Here is a 16,119-nt window from a genome sequence, read left to right as displayed (position 1 = left end):
TTTATGCCTTGAGGAAAGTAAAGGATCGCAGGCTTCGCCAGCTCCTACATCCCCGCTCCAAACATGTGCAGGAGCTGTGTAGGAGCTATCGAGTGAAACGAGGCTGCGATGTTTTTTAACCGCGCTGACGCTTCGGCAGAACATCCTTGAGCTTGGCATGCATGCTGCGCAGGGTGTTCTCGGTGGCACTCCAGTCGATGCAGGCATCGGTGATGGAGACGCCGTACTGCAAGTCGGCGAGGTCTTTCGGGATGGCTTGGCAGCCCCAATTCAAGTGGCTTTCGACCATCAGGCCGATAATCGACTGGTTGCCTTCCAGGATCTGGTTGGCCACGTTCTCCATCACCAGCGGCTGCAGTGCCGGGTCCTTGTTGGAGTTGGCGTGGCTGCAGTCGACCATGATGTTGGGCTTGATCTTGGCTTTGTTCAGCGCCTGTTCACACAGCGCGACGCTGACCGAATCGTAGTTCGGCTTGCCGTTGCCGCCGCGCAGTACCACGTGACCATAGGCGTTGCCCTTGGTGGTGACGATCGACACGCCGCCTTCCTGGTTGATGCCCAGGAAACGGTGTGGGCTGGAGACCGACTGCAAGGCGTTGATCGCCACGGTGAGGCCACCGTCGGTGCCGTTCTTGAAGCCCACCGCCGACGACAGGCCGGAGGCCATTTCGCGGTGGGTCTGGGATTCTGTGGTGCGCGCGCCGATGGCCGACCAACTGATCAGGTCCTGCAAGTATTGCGGCGAGATCGGGTCCAGGGCTTCGGTGGCCGTCGGCAGGCCCATTTCCGCCAGGTCCAGCAGCAACTGACGACCGATGTGCAGGCCGTCCTGGATCTTGAAGGAGTCATCCAGGTACGGGTCGTTGATCAGGCCTTTCCAGCCGACGGTGGTCCGGGGCTTCTCGAAATACACCCGCATGACCAGGTACAAGGTGTCGGAGACTTCCGCAGCCAGCACCTTCAGGCGCTCGGCGTATTCGTGGGCGGCCTTGATGTCATGGATCGAGCAGGGCCCGATGACCACGAACAGGCGATGATCGGTGCCGTCCAGGATGTTGCGGATGACTTCCCGGCCCTTGGTCACGGTGCGCAGGGCAGCGTCGCTCAGGGGAATATCGCGCTTGAGCTGGTCAGGCGTGATGAGGGTCTCGTTGGAGGCGACGTTAAGGTCGTTGATCGGTAAATCAGCCATCGTGTTACTCGTCAGGTCACGGGTGCCGGCCGCCAGCGATCCCCGCGCGGCGGTGCACAGCGGATTTTAAGCGCGTCGGGGAGCCGAACCTTATCGCGTTACGAGGGGGCTCGACAATGGGCTGGGACGGGTTTAATGCCCTATAGGCGGGGGAAAAGGCCTTGGCGATGGCTCAGCAGCAGATTCGTGAGCAGATGTAATGATGATTGCATGCCATGCTGCTCGCGCTGATAGTGTGCAGGGACTTTTACCAGGAGAGTTGCAAAGATGCAGGCAGGCGTGAAACCGCGGATCGGGATGATCGGCACCGGGGCGATCGGTGGGTTCTACGGCGTGATGCTGGCGCGTGCCGGTTTTGACGTGCACTTTTTACTGCGCAGCGAATTTGCCGCCGTGGCCGAAGCCGGTTTGCGGATCGACAGCGCGGTCCACGGTACGCTGGCCCTCAACCCCGTCCAGGCGTATCGCTCGGCAGCCGACATGCCGCCCTGCGACTGGCTGCTGGTTGGCGCCAAGACCACCAGCAATACCGAGCTGGCCCCGGTCATTACCCAGGCTGCCGCTGAGGGGGCAAAAGTCCTTTTGCTGCAGAACGGCCTGGATGTCGAAGACGATCTTCGCCCTTTGTTGCCCGATTCGTTGCACCTGTTGGGCGGCCTGTGCCTGATCTGCGTGCATCGCGTCGGCCCTGGTGTCGTCACCCACCAGGCCCTGGGCGCGGTCAACGTCGGTTATCACAGTGGGCCTTGCGCCGATCAGGCACAACGCATGGTGATCGTCGAAGAGGCGGCGACGCTGTTCCGCAGCGCCGGTATCGACGCCCAGGCCATGCCGGGCCTGCAACAGGCCCGCTGGCAGAAGCTGGTGTGGAATGTGCCGTACAACGGGCTTTCGGTCCTGTTGGGCGCCAGTACCACGCCGTTGATGGCCAACGACCATAGCCGCGAATTGATCCAGGCACTGATGGGGGAGGTGGTCCGCGGTGCGCAAGCCTGCGGGCATCATATCGCGCCGGGTTATGCCGAGTATCTGTTCACGATGACCGAGAAGATGCCCGACTACTGGCCGAGCATGTACCACGATTATTCCCACAAGCGTGTGCTGGAACTGGACGCGATCTACGGCCGGCCATTGGCGGCAGCGAAAGCGGCAGGATGTGAGCTGCCGAAAATCGAAGCCTTGTACCAGGCGTTGGCGTTCGTGGACCGATATAACCGCTGAGCGGGCAAAAGGGGAGCGGTATGGCAAACAACATCGACGACAAACTGGTGCTGGCGATTTCGTCGCGGGCGCTGTTCGACCTGAGGGAAAGCCACAAGGTGTACTTGTCGAGTGGTGTCGAAGCCTATCGGCAATACCAGATCGAGCATGAAGACGAAGTCCTGGCACCCGGCGACGCCTTCGCCCTGGTGCAAAAGCTGCTGAGCCTTAACGAGCACCTGGGGCGTGCCCGGGTCGAAGTCATCCTGGTTTCGCGCAACAGCGCCGACACCGGCCTTCGGGTGTTCAACTCGATCCATCATTATGGGCTGGCGATCTCGCGCGCGGCTTTCGTGGGCGGTCGCAGCCCGTACCCGTACCTCAAGGCGTTCGGTTGTGATCTCTTTTTGTCCACCCACGCTGAAGACGTGCGCAGTGCCCTGGACGCCGGGTTTGCCGCCGCGACCATCCTGTCGGGTGGTGCCAGTCGCGCGGCCAGCGAGGAACTGCGCATTGCCTTCGACGGCGATGCCGTGCTGTTTTCCGATGAGTCGGAACGCGTCTATCAGGCCGATGGGTTGGAGGCCTTCCAGGCCAGCGAGCGACAGGCCGCCCGCGAGCCGCTGCGAGGCGGGCCGTTCAAGGGGTTCCTGGCGGCGCTCAATGCACTGCAGCGTGAGTTTCCCGAGGACGCCTGCCCCATTCGTACGGCGTTGGTGACGGCCCGTTCGGCACCGGCCCACGAGCGGGTCATCCGGACCTTGCGTGAGTGGGATATTCGCCTGGACGAGTCGTTGTTCCTGGGTGGCCTGACCAAGTCGGCCTTCCTCGAAGCCTTCGCCGCCGATGTTTTTTTCGATGACCAGACCGGCCATTGCGAACTGGCCCGGGAGGTGGTCGCCACCGGTCACGTGCCCCACGGTATCAGTAACGAAGTGAAGCCCTGACTGCCCTTGGTCCGGGACGTCAAGCCGCACGTCGCAGTCCCCTGGGCGCTGCTAAGCTGAATCAATCTCCGCCATTTTGGCACGCGAGGAGGTCACATGATTCGTTCGATGCTGTACGCCACAGACCTGGGCCTGTACGCCCCTTATGTGATGCAGCATGCCTTGGCGTTAGCACGGACGTTTGAAGCCGAGTTGTATGTGGTGCATGCGGTAGAACCGATGGGGCTGTTCGCCGAGTCGGTGTTGCAAAGCTATCTCGACGAGCAGGCGCTGAACGAATTTCACCGCCAAGGTCTGAATACGGTGATGGCCAATATCGAACAGCGGGTGCTCGACAGTTTCCGCGAGGAGTTGGGGGAAGGGCAGCAGGACTTGAAACTGATCAAGTCGGTCAGGGTGTACCAGGGCGATCCTTCCCAAGTCATCCTGGAGCAGGCTGCGAAACTCTCCGTCGACTTGCTGATCGTAGGCAGTCATTGCCAAGGGGCAAGCGGTGAAACCCCCTTGGGCAGAACCGCTGCACGGGTATTGCAGTTATCCCGGGTGCCGGTCTATCTGGTACCGCTGGTACAGCGCCGACGCCAGGGAGAGGCCTGAGGCGAAACGATGGCTTTTTATAAAAAGTTCTAGATTTATTGTCGAAACCTTTCATATAGTTATATACCGTCGCTGATGCCCGTGGCGTCCAACTGCTTTGAGGGATACATATGAAGCTTCAACAACTGCGCTACATCTGGGAAGTGGCGCACCACGACCTCAACGTTTCCGCTACTGCCCAAAGCCTCTACACATCGCAACCCGGCATCAGCAAGCAGATCCGCCTGTTGGAAGATGAACTGGGCGTCGAAGTCTTCGCCCGCAGTGGCAAACACCTGACCCGCGTGACGCCGGCCGGTGAGCGCATCATCACCACCGCTGGCGAGATCCTGCGCAAGGTCGAAAGCATCAAGCAGATCGCCCAGGAATTCTCCAACGAGAAAAAAGGCACCTTGTCGATCGCCACCACCCACACCCAGGCCCGTTATGCGCTGCCGCCGGTGATCAGCAACTTCATCAAGCAATACCCGGACGTGGCGCTGCACATGCACCAGGGGTCGCCGATGCAGATCGCCGAAATGGCCGCCGACGGTACCGTGGACTTTGCCATTGCCACCGAGGCCCTGGAACTGTTCGGGGACCTGGTGATGATGCCGTGCTATCGCTGGAACCGCTGTGTGGTCGTGCCCCAGGGCCATCCGTTGACCAAGCTGCCGAAGCTGACCCTCGAAGCCCTGGCCGAATACCCGATCGTGACCTACGTATTCGGTTTCACGGGTCGTTCCAAACTTGACGAAGCCTTCAGCCATCGTGGCCTGACGCCCAAGGTGGTGTTCACCGCCGCCGACGCCGACGTGATCAAGACCTACGTTCGCCTGGGCCTGGGTGTGGGCATCGTCGCGAAGATGGCCGTCGATACCAAGCTCGACAGCGACCTGGTGGTACTGGATGCCAGTGAGTTGTTCGAATCCAGCGTGACCAAGATCGGTTTCCGTCGTGGCACTTTCCTGCGGGGGTTCATGTGCGATTTTATCGAGAAGTTTGCACCGCACCTGACCCGGGAAGTGATGGCCAAGGCCATCCAGTGCCACAACAAGCAAGAACTTGAAGAGTTGTTCGACGGCGTCGAGCTACCGGTGCACTAAGACCCTTCTAGATCGCCTCGGTGACAGCGAACTGTTGCCGGGCGCCCGCTACCACGATCTCTACTTCATCCCCTTCGAACTTGCCCAAAAGGCCGCGGCCCAGCGGTGAGCGAGGGGTGATGACGGTGATCGGCTGGCCCACCAGCGAGACCTTCAAGCCCGCCGCATCCGGCCCCAGGAACAGCCATTGCTGGCGACCGTCCTCATCCTCTAAACCAATCAACGTGCCCACCTGAATGCCGCGCTGTTCGTCGTATGGCCTTAGTGTCAGGTTCTGGCAGAGGGCGAGGGCCTGGCGTATTTCTTCCACGCGCCTGGCTTGCCCGGCAGCGAGGTAAGAAGCTTCAAGGCCCAGGGTGTCGTACTTGTTCTCGGCGATGTTTTCTTCGTGGGTCGCGGTTTCGTAGGCGGTCTGCGCGGCGCGTTCGGCGATGTCGAGATCAATTTTGAGCTTGTCGAGAATCAACTGGTGGACGGTCTGTTTGTTCATGGTCATTCGCAGAATTGCAGGACGTTGGCGCGGCTTTTCTCACTGGGTGCATTCTGGTCCTGTTGCAGCCAGAACTGGCACTTGGGGTTGGACTGGTTGCGCGGATTGTTGCGGGACTGATCGAGCGCCTGGCGCTGCTCGTTCCTCTGCAGGTTCTGCTGGTACTGCTCGAACATCGGCGTGGGCGGCTCTGGTGGTGGTTGCACCACCGGTGGTTGCGCCAGTTGATGGACGGCGGCGGCCACGGGTGCCAGTTGTTCGTTGAACAGAAATCTGGACAGTAGCCAGCCCGTCAACACGATGGCGAGGAACCCCAGCCACAGGCCCAGGGCGATGCTGAAGGTCAATTGCAAAGCCGTGAGGCGCGAGGGTGTCGGGTGATCGGGCATGGCTGCTTCCTGGCAGGGGCATGGGCAGGCGATATTGTCGCATGAAGATTAATCGCCGTCGGCTCTTCTGCGTGATCGGTTTATTCGGGACAATCAGGCCTTTGCCACAGGGAGTCGGGAATGACTGTGCGTTGGGATATTTTTTGCACCGTCGTCGATAACTTTGGCGACATTGGTGTCACTTGGCGCCTGGCTCGGCAGTTGGTGGCCGAGCATCGATGCGCGGTGCGGCTATGGGTTGACGACCTGCGTGCCTTCGAACGAATTTGCCCGGAAATCGACATCACCCTGTCCGAGCAATGGCAGCAGGGCGTGCAAGTGCGTCACTGGCCCGGGGAGTGGGCGCCCACCGAAGCCGCCGACGTGGTAATCGCCGCATTTGCCTGCCAACTGCCGAGCGCCTACATGGATGCGATGGCTGCGCGCCAGACGACGCCCCTGTGGATGAACCTCGATTATTTGAGCGCCGAGGACTGGGTGATCGGTTGCCATGGCTTACCGTCAGTCAAATACAAGCACGTGCAGAAATATTTCTTTTTCCCGGGCTTTCGGGAGGGAACGGGTGGCTTGCTGCGCGAGGCCGGCCTGCTGGAGCGCCGTCGGCAATTTCAGCAGGATGCCGAAGCGCAACGCAGTTTCCTGCAAGGATTGGGCGTGGAGCGGGCGCCGCAAGCCTGCCTGATCTCGCTGTTTGCCTACGAGAACGCTGGGCTGGCGAGTTGGTTTGACGCGATGGCAGCCGATACCCAGGCATTTCATGTGCTGGTTCCCGAAGGGCGAGTGTTGGGCGACGTCGAGTGTTGGCTCGGTGTCGAAGGCCTGAAGGTCGGTGCGCTGCATCGATGCGGTGCACTGACGGTGCAGGTGCTGCCGTTCGTTCGCCAGGATCAGTACGACCAGTTGCTATGGTGCTGTGATTTCAACGCCGTGCGTGGCGAAGACTCCTTCGTGCGCGCGCAATGGGCTGGCCGGCCGTTGCTCTGGCACATCTACCAGCAGGAAGAAGACGTCCACCTGGAAAAGCTCGAGGCATTTCTCAGGCTCTACAATCAGGGGCTTTCACCGGCTGCGCAAAACGCGATCAGCGGTCTTTGGCGGGCCTGGAATGCCGGCCAGGACATGACCGAATATTGGAAAGCCACCCGTGAACAGCAGCAGGAACTGGCCGAACATGCCCAGGCGTGGTGTCTGGAACAGGCCTCGCGAGCCGATCTTGCCGCAGCGCTGGTGAAGTTTTATGTAAATTGGATATGATACGCGGCCTAGATTTTTGTAAATCCCATCCAAATTCGGATATTCGCAATGAAAACTGGTAAAGAACTGAAACCCGGGACCGTGATCCGTCTCGAAAACGATCCTTGGCTGGTTCAGAAAGCTGAGTTCACCAAGTCGGGTCGTAACAGCGCGATCATGAAGACCAAGCTGAAGAACCTGCTGACCGGTTACAAGACCGAGATCGTCTACAGTGCCGATGACAAACTGGACGATGTGATCCTCGACCGCAAAGAAGCGACCCTGTCCTTCATCAGCGGCGACACCTACACGTTCATGGACACCACTGACTACACCATGTACGAGCTGAACGCCGAAGACATTGAAAGCGTTCTGCCGTTCATCGAAGAAGGCATGACCGACGTCTGCGAAGCCGTGTTCTTCGAAGAACGCCTGGTTTCCGTAGAACTGCCGACCACCATCGTGCGTCAGGTTGACTACACCGAAGGCTCCGCTCGCGGTGACACTTCCGGCAAGGTGATGAAGCCTGCCAAACTGAAGAACGGTACCGAGCTGTCGGTCGCTGACTTCATCGAAATCGGCGACATGATCGAGATCGATACCCGCGAAGGCGGTTCCTACAAAGGCCGCGCTAAATAAGCGAAGCCTTGTGTATGAAAAAGCCCGACCATTGAGTCGGGCTTTTTTATTTCAAAGTGCCACAGCAGACCCCTGTGGCGAGGGAGCTTGCTCCCGCTGGCTGTACAGCAGCCCCAAACCCAGACAACGCAATTATCCAGTCATACCGCATTTGCCCATTTTACAACTGTTGCGCAGCCGAGCGGGAGCAAGCTCCCTCGCCACAAAGGCTCCGGGGCCCAGTTATTTCAAGTGCTGCTTGAGCTCTTCGGACACCTGCAACATCGCCGAACGCACCGCTGGCACCTGGCTGACCACGTTGAGCAAGCCATAGTCGTGGATCATGCCGTTGTAGCGCACGGCGGTGACGGGTACACCGGCCGCGTCCAGCTTGCGGGCATAGGCTTCGCCTTCATCGCGCAAGACATCAGCCTCGGCGGTCTGCACCAGTGCTGGCGGCAGACCCTTGAGTTGTGCGGTGCTGGCCCGCAGCGGCGAGGCATAGATCTCGCCGCGTTGCCCGGCATCGGTGGTGTAGTTGTCCCAGAACCATTTCATCATGTTTTTACTGAGGAAGTGCCCTTCGGCGAACTGGTTGTAGGACGCCGTCTCGAAGCTGGCGTCGGTCACCGGCCATAGCAACGCCTGGAAACGGATCGCCGGCGTGCCTTTGTCTTTCGCCATCAGGGCCACGACCGCCGCCATGTTGCCGCCGACGCTGTTGCCCACCACGGCCAGGCGCTTGCCGTCGACGTTGATCTGCTTGCCGTGTTCGGCCACCCATTTCGTGGCGGCGTAGGCCTGGTTGATCGCCACCGGGTAATGCGCCTCGGGTGAGGGCGTGTAGTTGACGAACACCGCGACAGCGCCCGAGCCCGCCACCAGATCTCGAACCAGGCGTTCGTGGGTCGGGAAATCACCCAATACCCAGCCACCGCCGTGGAAGAACATGAACACGGGCAACTCACCCTTGACCCCGGCCGGGCGAACGATGGTCAGGCTGATCGGCTGACCATCGACCTGGATGGTTTTCTCGCTGACGTCGGCCTTGGGCAAAGTCAGTTTCACCCCCGCCTGGGCGCCCACCAATACGGCGCGGGCGTCCTTGGGCGACAGTTGCTCCAGGGGCTTGCCAGTGCCGGCATTCAGCACGTCGAGAAACGCCTGGGTGTTGTGTTCGACGATGCCGTCGGCGAAGGCACTGCTGACGCTGAGGGCGAGAAGGGTGCCGGCAAAGGCTTTGCTGAGCGTGTTCATGTGCATCTCCTTAGGTTCGGGTCCAGGGTTGGTGGTCAGACGGTCACGTGCAGGCGCACATCAACGTTGCCGCGGGTGGCGTTGGAGTACGGGCAGACTTGGTGAGCCGCATCCACCAGGCTTTGCGCGTCGGCCTGGTCCAGCCCTGGCAGGCTGATGTGCAGGTCGATGTCGAGGCCGAAACCGCCGGGGATCTGGCCGATACCGACATGGGCGGTAATCGAGGCGTCGTCCGGGATCTTGCGTTTGCTCTGGCTAGCCACGAATTTCAGTGCGCCGATGAAGCAGGCCGAGTAGCCGGCGGCGAACAGTTGCTCAGGGTTGGTCGCCACACCGCCTGCACCACCGAGTTCCTTGGGCGTGGCGAGTTTGACGTCGAGGATGTTGTCACTGGAGATCGCACGACCATCACGGCCGCCGGTGGAGGTTGCGATTGCGGTGTAGAGAGTTTGCATGATGAGAGCCTCGTTTCTAGGGTGGTGTTATCGCGCTAAATGTTTGCGCGCTAATTAGGTGTGATGCAAATGTATAGCGCTAATATTTTGCGCGCAAGACAATTTTTTGAAGCGAGTTGGGTGGGCGCCACTAAAAGGGCGTGTAACCCTTGAGCTAGAGCGTTTCAGCGCAGCAAAAAAAAATTTAGATGGGCGAGTTAGAGATCAAGGAGCTGCAGGATCCCCACTATCGCGAGCAAGCTCGCTCCCACATTAGATTTGCGTCGAACGTAGATTTATAGCCACTGAGCATCAAGTGTAGGAGCGAGCTTGCTCGCGATAGCGGTGGGTCAGTTGGAGGTCAGTCAGAGGCTGTCTTGCAAATGCCCGCGCAGTGCCTGCAGGTCAAGTTGCAGCTTCTTCAACTGCTCCAGGGTCAGGCCGCTGGCGGCGAGGATGCATTGGGGGATGTCGAGGGCTTTTTCGCGCAGGGCGCGGCCCTGTTCGGTGAGTTCGACAATCACCACACGTTCGTCTTCACGGCTGCGGGTGCGGCTCAGCAGGCCCTCGACCTCCAGGCGCTTGAGCAGTGGCGTCAGCGAGCCGGGGTCTGTCAGTAGGCGCGTGCTGATTTCGCCGACGGTCAATCCGTCCTTTTCCCACAACACCATCATCGCCAGGTATTGCGGATACGTCAGGCCCAGGGCCTGTAGCAGCGGCTTGTAGACTTTGGTCATCAGCAGCGACGTGGAGTGCAGGGCGAAACAGACCTGGTTGTCGAGTAGTAGGGCTTCGCAGGCTTCGGGGGTGTCGCGCAGGGTGTTCATGGCAGAACCTTCAATCAATGATCGATACGAATCTAGCGGGCGAATCTTTAATGCACCAGATAATTCTGATATTTCGGATGGATGTTACGTTTCCCCGCTGGCGCCGACTGCGTAGGATAAGCGCCCTGAGGAAAAGGGGAGTCTTCTGTGTTCGAATTTGCACTGTTCTTGGTCTTTGGTGCCGTGTTGGGCACCTTGGGGGGATTGTTCGGGATCGGTGGTGGCCTGATTGCCATTCCGGTGCTGGGCGTCTGGTTCGGCCTCGACCAGCAAATGGCCCAAGGGACAGCGCTGGTCATGGTGGTGCCCAATGTGATGCTTGCGTTGTGGCGCTATCACCAGCGCAATCGCATCGAATTGCGCCATGTCCTGCCGTTGGCTTCCATGGGGTTCTGCTTTGCCTGGCTGGGTTCGATCTGGGCCGTGGGGATCGACGCGAACAGCATGCGGATCGGCTTCGTCGCGTTCCTGATCGCGCTGACACTCTACAACATGGCCCGCATGTTCGCCGCCAACGCACCGGCTTCGGCGCAGATGCGTTATGGCTGGCCATGGCTCGCCGTGCTTGGGGCGGCGTCCGGTACCATGGGCGGCCTTTTCGGTGTTGGCGGGGCCGTGGTCGCGACGCCGATCCTGACCAGCATTTTTGGCACCAGCCAGGTGGTCGCCCAAGGGTTATCCCTGGCACTGGCCTTGCCCAGCACCGGCGTGACCCTCGCCACTTATGCGTTTCACCATGAGGTGGACTGGAGCATCGGCCTGCCGCTGGCCGTCGGTGGCCTGCTGAGCATCAGTTGGGGGGTGAAAGTCGCCCACGCCTTGCCGGAGCGGCTGTTGCGCGGGCTGTTTTGCGGTTTCCTGGTGCTGTGCGCGGTGCTGCTCGCCTTTAAAGTTTGAAGCCTTCGACGATGTGCTCGGCCAGGCACTCGGTGATCGGCGATGGGTTATGCAGGTTGCGGATCAGCATGATGCTGGCCTCGGGCAGTTCCGGCAGGTCTTCAGCTTCGCCCAGTACGCGCATGTCCGGGGTCAGCAGGCTTTCCAGTTGCGCCGTGATTGCCAGGCCGGCGCCCACCACCGCCATGAGCGCCGACAGGCTCGAGCTGTTGTATGCCACGCGATAATCGCGACCCATGGCATCCAGCGCATTGCAGGCCCATTGCCGGCAGAAACAGTCACTGTTGAACATCGCCAGCGGCAGCGGTGTTTGTTCATGGACATTGAAGCAAGCGGCTTCGGCCCAGACAAAGCGTTCCTTGCGCAGCAACTGGCCGATTTCGTCCCCCGGTTTGCGGGTGACGATGGACAGGTCCAGGTCCTGGCGCAGCAGCAACTGCTTGGACGACTCACAGTGCACTTCAATTTCGATCAGCGGGTAGAACTGGGCGAAGCGTTGCAGGATGCCTGGCAGAAAGCGCATCACGTAATCGTCCGGCGTGCCGATGCGCACCGTGCCAACCATGTGCGGTTCACGCAGGGTATTGAACACTTCGCTGTGCAGCTTGAGGATCCGCCGCGCGTAACCCAACAGCACCTGGCCTTCAGCGGTGAGCTTGACCTGGCGTCCGTCACGCTCGAACAACCGTCGTTGCAACACGTCTTCTTCCAACCGCTTCATCTGCATGCTGACGGCAGACTGGGTGCGATTGACCAATTCCCCGGCCCGGGTGAAACCGCCTTGGTCGGCGATGGCGACAAAGGTACGCAGCACTTCCGTATCGATGCTCGGGTAACTCGACAATTGATCAATCTCCGAGATGTATTGCATAAGAAACATTCGTTGGATTGATCTTATCGTTAGCGCGAGACTTGATCCATCCCCAACGGAGGACATCACGATGAAAGGTCAAAAAGGTTATCTACTGATAGACAAACTCTCCCACGGCTTTTCCGTCAGCGCCCTGCTGCACAAGTTTAGCCGCTGGTACGAATTGCACCACGAGCGCGAACTGCTGGCCGGAATGAGCGACGAGGCGCTCAAGGACATTGGCGTGAGTCGTGCCGATGTGGAGCGGGAAGTGGTTCGGCCATTCTGGGACGACCCAATGCACAAATGAGCCATCCTTTCCTACACAAACCCCTTATTGGTGAGGTAGGTTGCGAGCAGACAAGGAGATCTCCATGCCCGCGACTCTGTCCTTTAGCCTCAAACAGGCCCGGCGTCTGGCGTTGGCCGCCCAAGGATTCGATGGGCGCTCACCGCCAGCTTCGGTGCAACCCTCACGCCTCAACCGCCTGATCGAACGCCTCGGCGTCCTGCAGATCGACTCAGTCAATGCGTTGGTGCGCTCGCATTACCTCCCGCTGTTCTCCCGTCTCGGCCACTACAATCGCGATTTGCTTGATCAAGCAGCCTGGAGCCAGGGCCGACGTCGTACGCTGTTCGAGTACTGGGGGCATGAAGCCTCGCTGCTGCCGATGTCGATGTATCCGCTGATGCGCTGGCGCATGAATCGGGCGTCGGGTGGCGAAGGGATTTATCAGCAGTTGGCGCGTTTCGGCCAAGAACGCCAGGATGTCATCCGCCGCGTTCTGGCGGCGGTCCAGGAGCAGGGCGCCCTGGGTGCTGGCAGCTTGTCTACGCGTCAGGAAAAGGCCGGGCCTTGGTGGGACTGGAGTGCGGAGAAACATGCGCTGGAGTGGCTGTTCGCCGCAGGCGAAGTCACGGTGGCGGGGCGGCGCGGGTTCGAACGGCTCTACGACTTGCCCGAACGCGTACTGCCGGCCTCGATCCTGCAGCAACCGTTGCCGGACGAGGCCCAGGCCCAGCGCGCCTTGCTGCTGCATGCAGCTGACGCCTTGGGCATTGCGACAGAGAAAGACCTGCGCGACTACTTTCGCCTCGCTCCGGCCGACAGCCGCGGGCGCCTGGCTGAGTTGGAGGAGGCCGGAGAGCTGCTGCGCTGCCAGGTGCAGGGCTGGAAACAACCGGCCTGGTGTCGACCCGCGGCGAAAATCCCTCGCAAAGTCGCCGCCAGTGCCTTGTTGTCGCCGTTCGACTCGCTGGTCTGGGAGCGCGACCGCACCGAGCGGTTGTTCGACTTTCGCTACCGGTTGGAGATCTACACGCCTGTCCACAGGCGGGTGTATGGCTATTACGTGTTGCCGTTCCTGCACAATGAACGCATCGCCGCTCGGGTGGACCTGCGGGCGGAGCGGGCCCTGGGCCGGTTGGCGGTGCATGCGGTGCACGAGGAAGAGCCGGGGTTGGACGAGGAGGGGGTGCAAGCCTTGGCGGTGAACCTGCGGCGCATGGCCGATTGGTTGGGGTTGGAAAGGGTCCAGCTCAATTGTCAGCGGGTGGGTGGGGTTCGGTTGGCGGTGGCATTGGCCCAGTTAAGTGGTGACTGACCCGACGCTATCGCGAGCAAGCTCGCTCCCACATTGGATCTGTTGTGAACACAAAACCTGTGGTCACCCGGGACCCTCTTGTGGGAGCGAGCTTGCTCGCGATAGCAGTCCAACCGGCGAAGAAGAACCTACCGCCGAACCTGCTTCAATGTCTCGGCAATCAAAAACGCCAGCTCCAGCGACTGATCGGCGTTCATCCGCGGGTCGCAGTGGGTGTGGTAGCGGTCCGATAGCCCATCCTCGGTAATCGGGCGCGCGCCGCCGATGCATTCAGTGACGTTTTGCCCGGTCATCTCGATGTGAATTCCGCCGGCATAGGTGCCTTCGGCTTCGTGGACCTGGAAGAACTGCTTCACTTCGCCGAGGATCTGCGCAAAGTCCCGGGTCTTGTAGCCGCTGCTGGCCTTGATGGTGTTGCCATGCATCGGGTCGGAGCTCCACAACACTTGCTTGCCTTCACGCTGCACGGCGCGCAATAGCGGCGGCAAGTGTTCGCCGACCTTGTTGGCGCCCATCCGGGCGATCAGGTTCAGTCGGCCGGGGTCGTTCTGCGGGTTGAGCACGTCGATCAGGCGGATCAGGTCGTCCGGGTCCATGCTCGGGCCGACCTTGACCCCGATCGGGTTGTTCACCCCGCGCAGGAATTCGACATGGGCGCCGTCCAACTGACGGGTACGGTCGCCGATCCACAGCATGTGGGCCGAGCAGTCGTAATAGTCGTTGGTCAGGCTGTCACGGCGCACGAAGGCTTCTTCGTAATTGAGCAGCAACGCTTCGTGGGCAGTGAAAAAGCTGGTTTCACGCAGTTGCGGCGAGCTGTCCATGCCGCAGGCGCGCATGAATGCCAGGGTTTCGTCGATGCGGTCGGCCAGGTGGCTGTATTTTTCCGCCAGGGCCGAGTTGGCGATGAAGTCCAGGTTCCACTTGTGCACCTGGTGCAGGTCGGCGAACCCGCCCTGGGCGAAGGCGCGCAGCAGGTTCAAGGTGGCGGTGGACTGGTGGTAGGACTGCAGCAACCGCTCCGGGTCCGGTACGCGGCTTTTCTCGTCGAAACCGATGCCGTTGACGATGTCGCCCCGGTAGGCCGGCAGGGTCACGCCGTCGATGGTTTCGTCGTTGGCCGAGCGCGGCTTGGCGAACTGTCCGGCCATGCGCCCAACCTTGACCACCGGGCAGCCGGCGGCAAAGGTCATGACGATCGCCATCTGCAAAAGGACCTTGAAGGTGTCGCGGATCTTGGCCGCCGAGAACTCGGCAAAGCTTTCGGCGCAGTCGCCGCCTTGCAGCAGGAACGCCCGGCCTTGGGTCACCTCGGCGAACTGACGGCGCAACTCCCGGGCTTCACCGGCAAACACCAGTGGCGGATAGCTGGCCAGGGTCTGCTCCACTTGCAACAGGTGCGCGGCGTCGGGGTAGCGGGGTTGTTGCTGGATCGGCAAGGCGCGCCAGCTGTCAGGGCTCCAGGGTTGGCTCATCGTGATCTCTAGGTGATTTACGCTCGGACGGCCATGTTATCAGCAAATTAGTGCGTGACCTGCTCCGGTTGCTTCGCGGACAATCGCGCCTTTGTCCCGTATCCGCAGGCTCAAGCCGGCACGGTCACCATCAGGAGATGAAATGACAGAGGAGCGCGTCGAGCATTTGCTCGCCGAGGTGCACGACGAGTTCGGCATGATTCGCGTATTCGAAGTGGCCGATTATCGGTTTCTCGAGTTTGGCGATGCCATCGAGCAGAGTTGCGTGTTCACAGCCGATCCGAGCTGGCTCGAATATGACTATACCCGCGCCATGCTCATTGGCGCGTTGTGTCACGAGCAGCCGGAAAGTGCACTGTTTCTGGGGCTGGGCGCTGGTACGTTGACCCAAGCCTGCCTCAAGTTCCTGCCGTTGGAAGATGTCGAGGCCATCGAATTGCGCCCCGACGTGCCGCGCCTGGCCATCGAATACCTGGGGCTGGATGACGATCCGCGACTGTACATCCGTGTTGGAGATGCACTGGAACTGCTTGAAAGCGCTGAGCCTGCGGACCTGATTTTCGTCGACCTCTATACCGATGTCGGTCCTGGCGTCGGGCACCTGGCCTGGGGCTTCCTGGAAAACTGCCAGAAACGCCTCAACCCGGGCGGCTGGCTGGTGATCAACCAATGGGCCACCGACGACGGCAAGCCATTGGGCGCGGCGCTGTTGCGCGGTTTGTACCACCGGCATTATTGGGAGCTGCCGGTGAAGGAGGGCAATGTGATCCTGATCGTGCCGGCGGACCTGGATCAGGAGCTGGACATGCAAGGACTGGTGGCCAGGGCCGAAGGGCTGGCGCCACGCTTGGGGTATTCGTTGCAGTCATTGATCAAGGCGATCCGGCCGGCGACCTGATCAAAGGCCCCCAAAACCTTTTGACAAGTGAGTTCCCCTGTGGCGAGGGAGCTTGCTCCCGCTGGGCTGCGCAGCAGCCCCTCTCAAGCTCACTCAATCAACCTGATCCACCGCGTCGCCGGGCTC

The 16,119-nt window shown here is 60.6% G+C and carries 18 protein-coding genes; 10 read left to right on the top strand and 8 right to left on the bottom strand.

Features of this window, described 5'->3' with window-relative positions:
* Positions 1-115: 115 nt before the first annotated feature.
* On the bottom strand, positions 116-1,192 hold the full coding sequence (locus BLT00_RS17395) for a 3-deoxy-7-phosphoheptulonate synthase (protein WP_003199364.1): 1,077 nt from the start codon (positions 1,190-1,192) through the stop codon (positions 116-118).
* Between the two features lie 267 nt (positions 1,193-1,459).
* Between BLT00_RS17395 and BLT00_RS17390 the strand changes: the two genes are divergently transcribed.
* From BLT00_RS17390 to cysB, 4 genes are all read left to right on the top strand, one after another.
* Entirely contained in the window at positions 1,460-2,413 is a 954-nt protein-coding gene (locus BLT00_RS17390; RefSeq protein ID WP_063322320.1) for a putative 2-dehydropantoate 2-reductase, read from the top strand.
* Between the two features lie 20 nt (positions 2,414-2,433).
* Complete coding sequence (locus tag BLT00_RS17385) at positions 2,434-3,339, top strand: 5'-nucleotidase (protein ID WP_063322319.1); 906 nt, start codon at positions 2,434-2,436, stop codon at positions 3,337-3,339.
* A 96-nt stretch (positions 3,340-3,435) separates the two neighbouring features.
* Positions 3,436-3,936, top strand: a complete 501-nt coding sequence (locus tag BLT00_RS17380; protein ID WP_014337270.1) for a universal stress protein — start codon at positions 3,436-3,438, stop codon at positions 3,934-3,936.
* 110 nt (positions 3,937-4,046) lie between these two features.
* Positions 4,047-5,021 (top strand): HTH-type transcriptional regulator CysB, encoded by a 975-nt coding sequence (gene cysB / locus BLT00_RS17375; RefSeq protein ID WP_003199376.1) that lies wholly within the window; start codon positions 4,047-4,049, stop codon positions 5,019-5,021.
* Positions 5,022-5,028: 7 nt separating this feature from the next.
* Here the strand turns inward: cysB and BLT00_RS17370 are convergent, their stop codons facing one another.
* The gene (locus BLT00_RS17370; RefSeq protein ID WP_025212614.1) at positions 5,029-5,511 is read right to left on the bottom strand and encodes a GreA/GreB family elongation factor; all 483 of its coding nucleotides are present in this window, start codon (positions 5,509-5,511) and stop codon (positions 5,029-5,031) included.
* Between the two features lie 2 nt (positions 5,512-5,513).
* Entirely contained in the window at positions 5,514-5,900 is a 387-nt protein-coding gene (locus tag BLT00_RS17365; protein ID WP_092144832.1) for a hypothetical protein, read from the bottom strand.
* A gap of 120 nt (positions 5,901-6,020) precedes the next feature.
* On the opposite strand from BLT00_RS17365, the gene earP reads away from it, so the two are divergent.
* Complete coding sequence (gene earP, locus BLT00_RS17360; protein WP_092144830.1) at positions 6,021-7,154, top strand: elongation factor P maturation arginine rhamnosyltransferase EarP; 1,134 nt, start codon at positions 6,021-6,023, stop codon at positions 7,152-7,154.
* A gap of 48 nt (positions 7,155-7,202) precedes the next feature.
* A complete protein-coding gene (locus BLT00_RS17355; protein ID WP_003199385.1) occupies positions 7,203-7,772 on the top strand; it encodes an elongation factor P in 570 nt (189 codons plus the stop codon).
* Between the two features lie 222 nt (positions 7,773-7,994).
* Here BLT00_RS17355 and BLT00_RS17350 read toward each other — a convergent pair whose 3' ends face one another.
* The 3 genes from BLT00_RS17350 to BLT00_RS17340 form a co-directional block, all read right to left on the bottom strand.
* Positions 7,995-9,008 carry an alpha/beta hydrolase gene (locus BLT00_RS17350; RefSeq protein ID WP_092144828.1) on the bottom strand — a complete coding sequence of 338 codons (1,014 nt, stop codon included), beginning with the start codon at positions 9,006-9,008 and terminating at the stop codon, positions 7,995-7,997.
* A 35-nt stretch (positions 9,009-9,043) separates the two neighbouring features.
* On the bottom strand, positions 9,044-9,463 hold the full coding sequence (locus tag BLT00_RS17345) for an organic hydroperoxide resistance protein (protein ID WP_092144826.1): 420 nt from the start codon (positions 9,461-9,463) through the stop codon (positions 9,044-9,046).
* A gap of 344 nt (positions 9,464-9,807) precedes the next feature.
* Positions 9,808-10,269 carry a MarR family winged helix-turn-helix transcriptional regulator gene (locus BLT00_RS17340; protein ID WP_039010909.1) on the bottom strand — a complete coding sequence of 154 codons (462 nt, stop codon included), beginning with the start codon at positions 10,267-10,269 and terminating at the stop codon, positions 9,808-9,810.
* 147 nt (positions 10,270-10,416) lie between these two features.
* On the opposite strand from BLT00_RS17340, the gene BLT00_RS17335 reads away from it, so the two are divergent.
* Positions 10,417-11,166, top strand: a complete 750-nt coding sequence (locus BLT00_RS17335) for a sulfite exporter TauE/SafE family protein (RefSeq protein ID WP_063322314.1) — start codon at positions 10,417-10,419, stop codon at positions 11,164-11,166.
* On the opposite strand, the gene BLT00_RS17330 is transcribed toward BLT00_RS17335, so the two are convergent.
* On the bottom strand, positions 11,156-12,010 hold the full coding sequence (locus tag BLT00_RS17330; protein ID WP_027912697.1) for a LysR substrate-binding domain-containing protein: 855 nt from the start codon (positions 12,008-12,010) through the stop codon (positions 11,156-11,158). The genes BLT00_RS17335 and BLT00_RS17330 overlap by 11 nt on opposite strands.
* Positions 12,011-12,107: 97 nt before the next feature.
* Here BLT00_RS17330 and BLT00_RS17325 point away from each other — a divergent pair, with 97 nt between their 5' ends.
* Together BLT00_RS17325 and BLT00_RS17320 are read left to right on the top strand one after the other, a co-directional pair.
* Positions 12,108-12,326 (top strand): DUF1127 domain-containing protein, encoded by a 219-nt coding sequence (locus tag BLT00_RS17325; RefSeq protein WP_063322313.1) that lies wholly within the window; start codon positions 12,108-12,110, stop codon positions 12,324-12,326.
* Between the two features lie 64 nt (positions 12,327-12,390).
* Positions 12,391-13,620 carry a winged helix-turn-helix domain-containing protein gene (locus tag BLT00_RS17320; RefSeq protein ID WP_092144824.1) on the top strand — a complete coding sequence of 410 codons (1,230 nt, stop codon included), beginning with the start codon at positions 12,391-12,393 and terminating at the stop codon, positions 13,618-13,620.
* Between the two features lie 128 nt (positions 13,621-13,748).
* Here BLT00_RS17320 and BLT00_RS17315 read toward each other — a convergent pair whose 3' ends face one another.
* Positions 13,749-15,095: a class II 3-deoxy-7-phosphoheptulonate synthase gene (locus BLT00_RS17315; RefSeq protein WP_003199400.1), complete on the bottom strand. Its 1,347-nt coding sequence runs from the start codon at positions 15,093-15,095 to the stop codon at positions 13,749-13,751.
* A gap of 142 nt (positions 15,096-15,237) precedes the next feature.
* On the opposite strand from BLT00_RS17315, the gene BLT00_RS17310 reads away from it, so the two are divergent.
* Positions 15,238-15,993, top strand: a complete 756-nt coding sequence (locus BLT00_RS17310; protein ID WP_003199402.1) for a spermidine synthase — start codon at positions 15,238-15,240, stop codon at positions 15,991-15,993.
* The last annotated feature ends 126 nt before the right edge of the window (positions 15,994-16,119 follow it).

Origin of the sequence: Pseudomonas sp. NFACC51 (genome assembly GCF_900103575.1) — a bacterium.
GTDB classification, from domain to species: Bacteria; Pseudomonadota; Gammaproteobacteria; order Pseudomonadales; family Pseudomonadaceae; genus Aquipseudomonas; species Aquipseudomonas fluorescens_Q.
This window is presented reverse-complemented; position numbering and strand designations above follow the sequence as displayed.

What these genes read in the sequence shown, in the direction of transcription:
- BLT00_RS17395 (WP_003199364.1), bottom strand. Translation starts at nt 1,192, where the DNA reads ATGGCTGATTTACCGATCAACGACCTTAACGTCGCCTCCAACGAGACC.
- BLT00_RS17390 (WP_063322320.1), top strand. Translation starts at nt 1,460, where the DNA reads ATGCAGGCAGGCGTGAAACCGCGGATCGGGATGATCGGCACCGGGGCG.
- BLT00_RS17385 (WP_063322319.1), top strand. Translation starts at nt 2,434, where the DNA reads ATGGCAAACAACATCGACGACAAACTGGTGCTGGCGATTTCGTCGCGG.
- BLT00_RS17380 (WP_014337270.1), top strand. Translation starts at nt 3,436, where the DNA reads ATGATTCGTTCGATGCTGTACGCCACAGACCTGGGCCTGTACGCCCCT.
- cysB (WP_003199376.1), top strand. Translation starts at nt 4,047, where the DNA reads ATGAAGCTTCAACAACTGCGCTACATCTGGGAAGTGGCGCACCACGAC.
- BLT00_RS17370 (WP_025212614.1), bottom strand. Translation starts at nt 5,511, where the DNA reads ATGAACAAACAGACCGTCCACCAGTTGATTCTCGACAAGCTCAAAATT.
- BLT00_RS17365 (WP_092144832.1), bottom strand. Translation starts at nt 5,900, where the DNA reads ATGCCCGATCACCCGACACCCTCGCGCCTCACGGCTTTGCAATTGACC.
- earP (WP_092144830.1), top strand. Translation starts at nt 6,021, where the DNA reads ATGACTGTGCGTTGGGATATTTTTTGCACCGTCGTCGATAACTTTGGC.
- BLT00_RS17355 (WP_003199385.1), top strand. Translation starts at nt 7,203, where the DNA reads ATGAAAACTGGTAAAGAACTGAAACCCGGGACCGTGATCCGTCTCGAA.
- BLT00_RS17350 (WP_092144828.1), bottom strand. Translation starts at nt 9,008, where the DNA reads ATGAACACGCTCAGCAAAGCCTTTGCCGGCACCCTTCTCGCCCTCAGC.
- BLT00_RS17345 (WP_092144826.1), bottom strand. Translation starts at nt 9,463, where the DNA reads ATGCAAACTCTCTACACCGCAATCGCAACCTCCACCGGCGGCCGTGAT.
- BLT00_RS17340 (WP_039010909.1), bottom strand. Translation starts at nt 10,269, where the DNA reads ATGAACACCCTGCGCGACACCCCCGAAGCCTGCGAAGCCCTACTACTC.
- BLT00_RS17325 (WP_063322313.1), top strand. Translation starts at nt 12,108, where the DNA reads ATGAAAGGTCAAAAAGGTTATCTACTGATAGACAAACTCTCCCACGGC.
- BLT00_RS17320 (WP_092144824.1), top strand. Translation starts at nt 12,391, where the DNA reads ATGCCCGCGACTCTGTCCTTTAGCCTCAAACAGGCCCGGCGTCTGGCG.
- BLT00_RS17315 (WP_003199400.1), bottom strand. Translation starts at nt 15,095, where the DNA reads ATGAGCCAACCCTGGAGCCCTGACAGCTGGCGCGCCTTGCCGATCCAG.
- BLT00_RS17310 (WP_003199402.1), top strand. Translation starts at nt 15,238, where the DNA reads ATGACAGAGGAGCGCGTCGAGCATTTGCTCGCCGAGGTGCACGACGAG.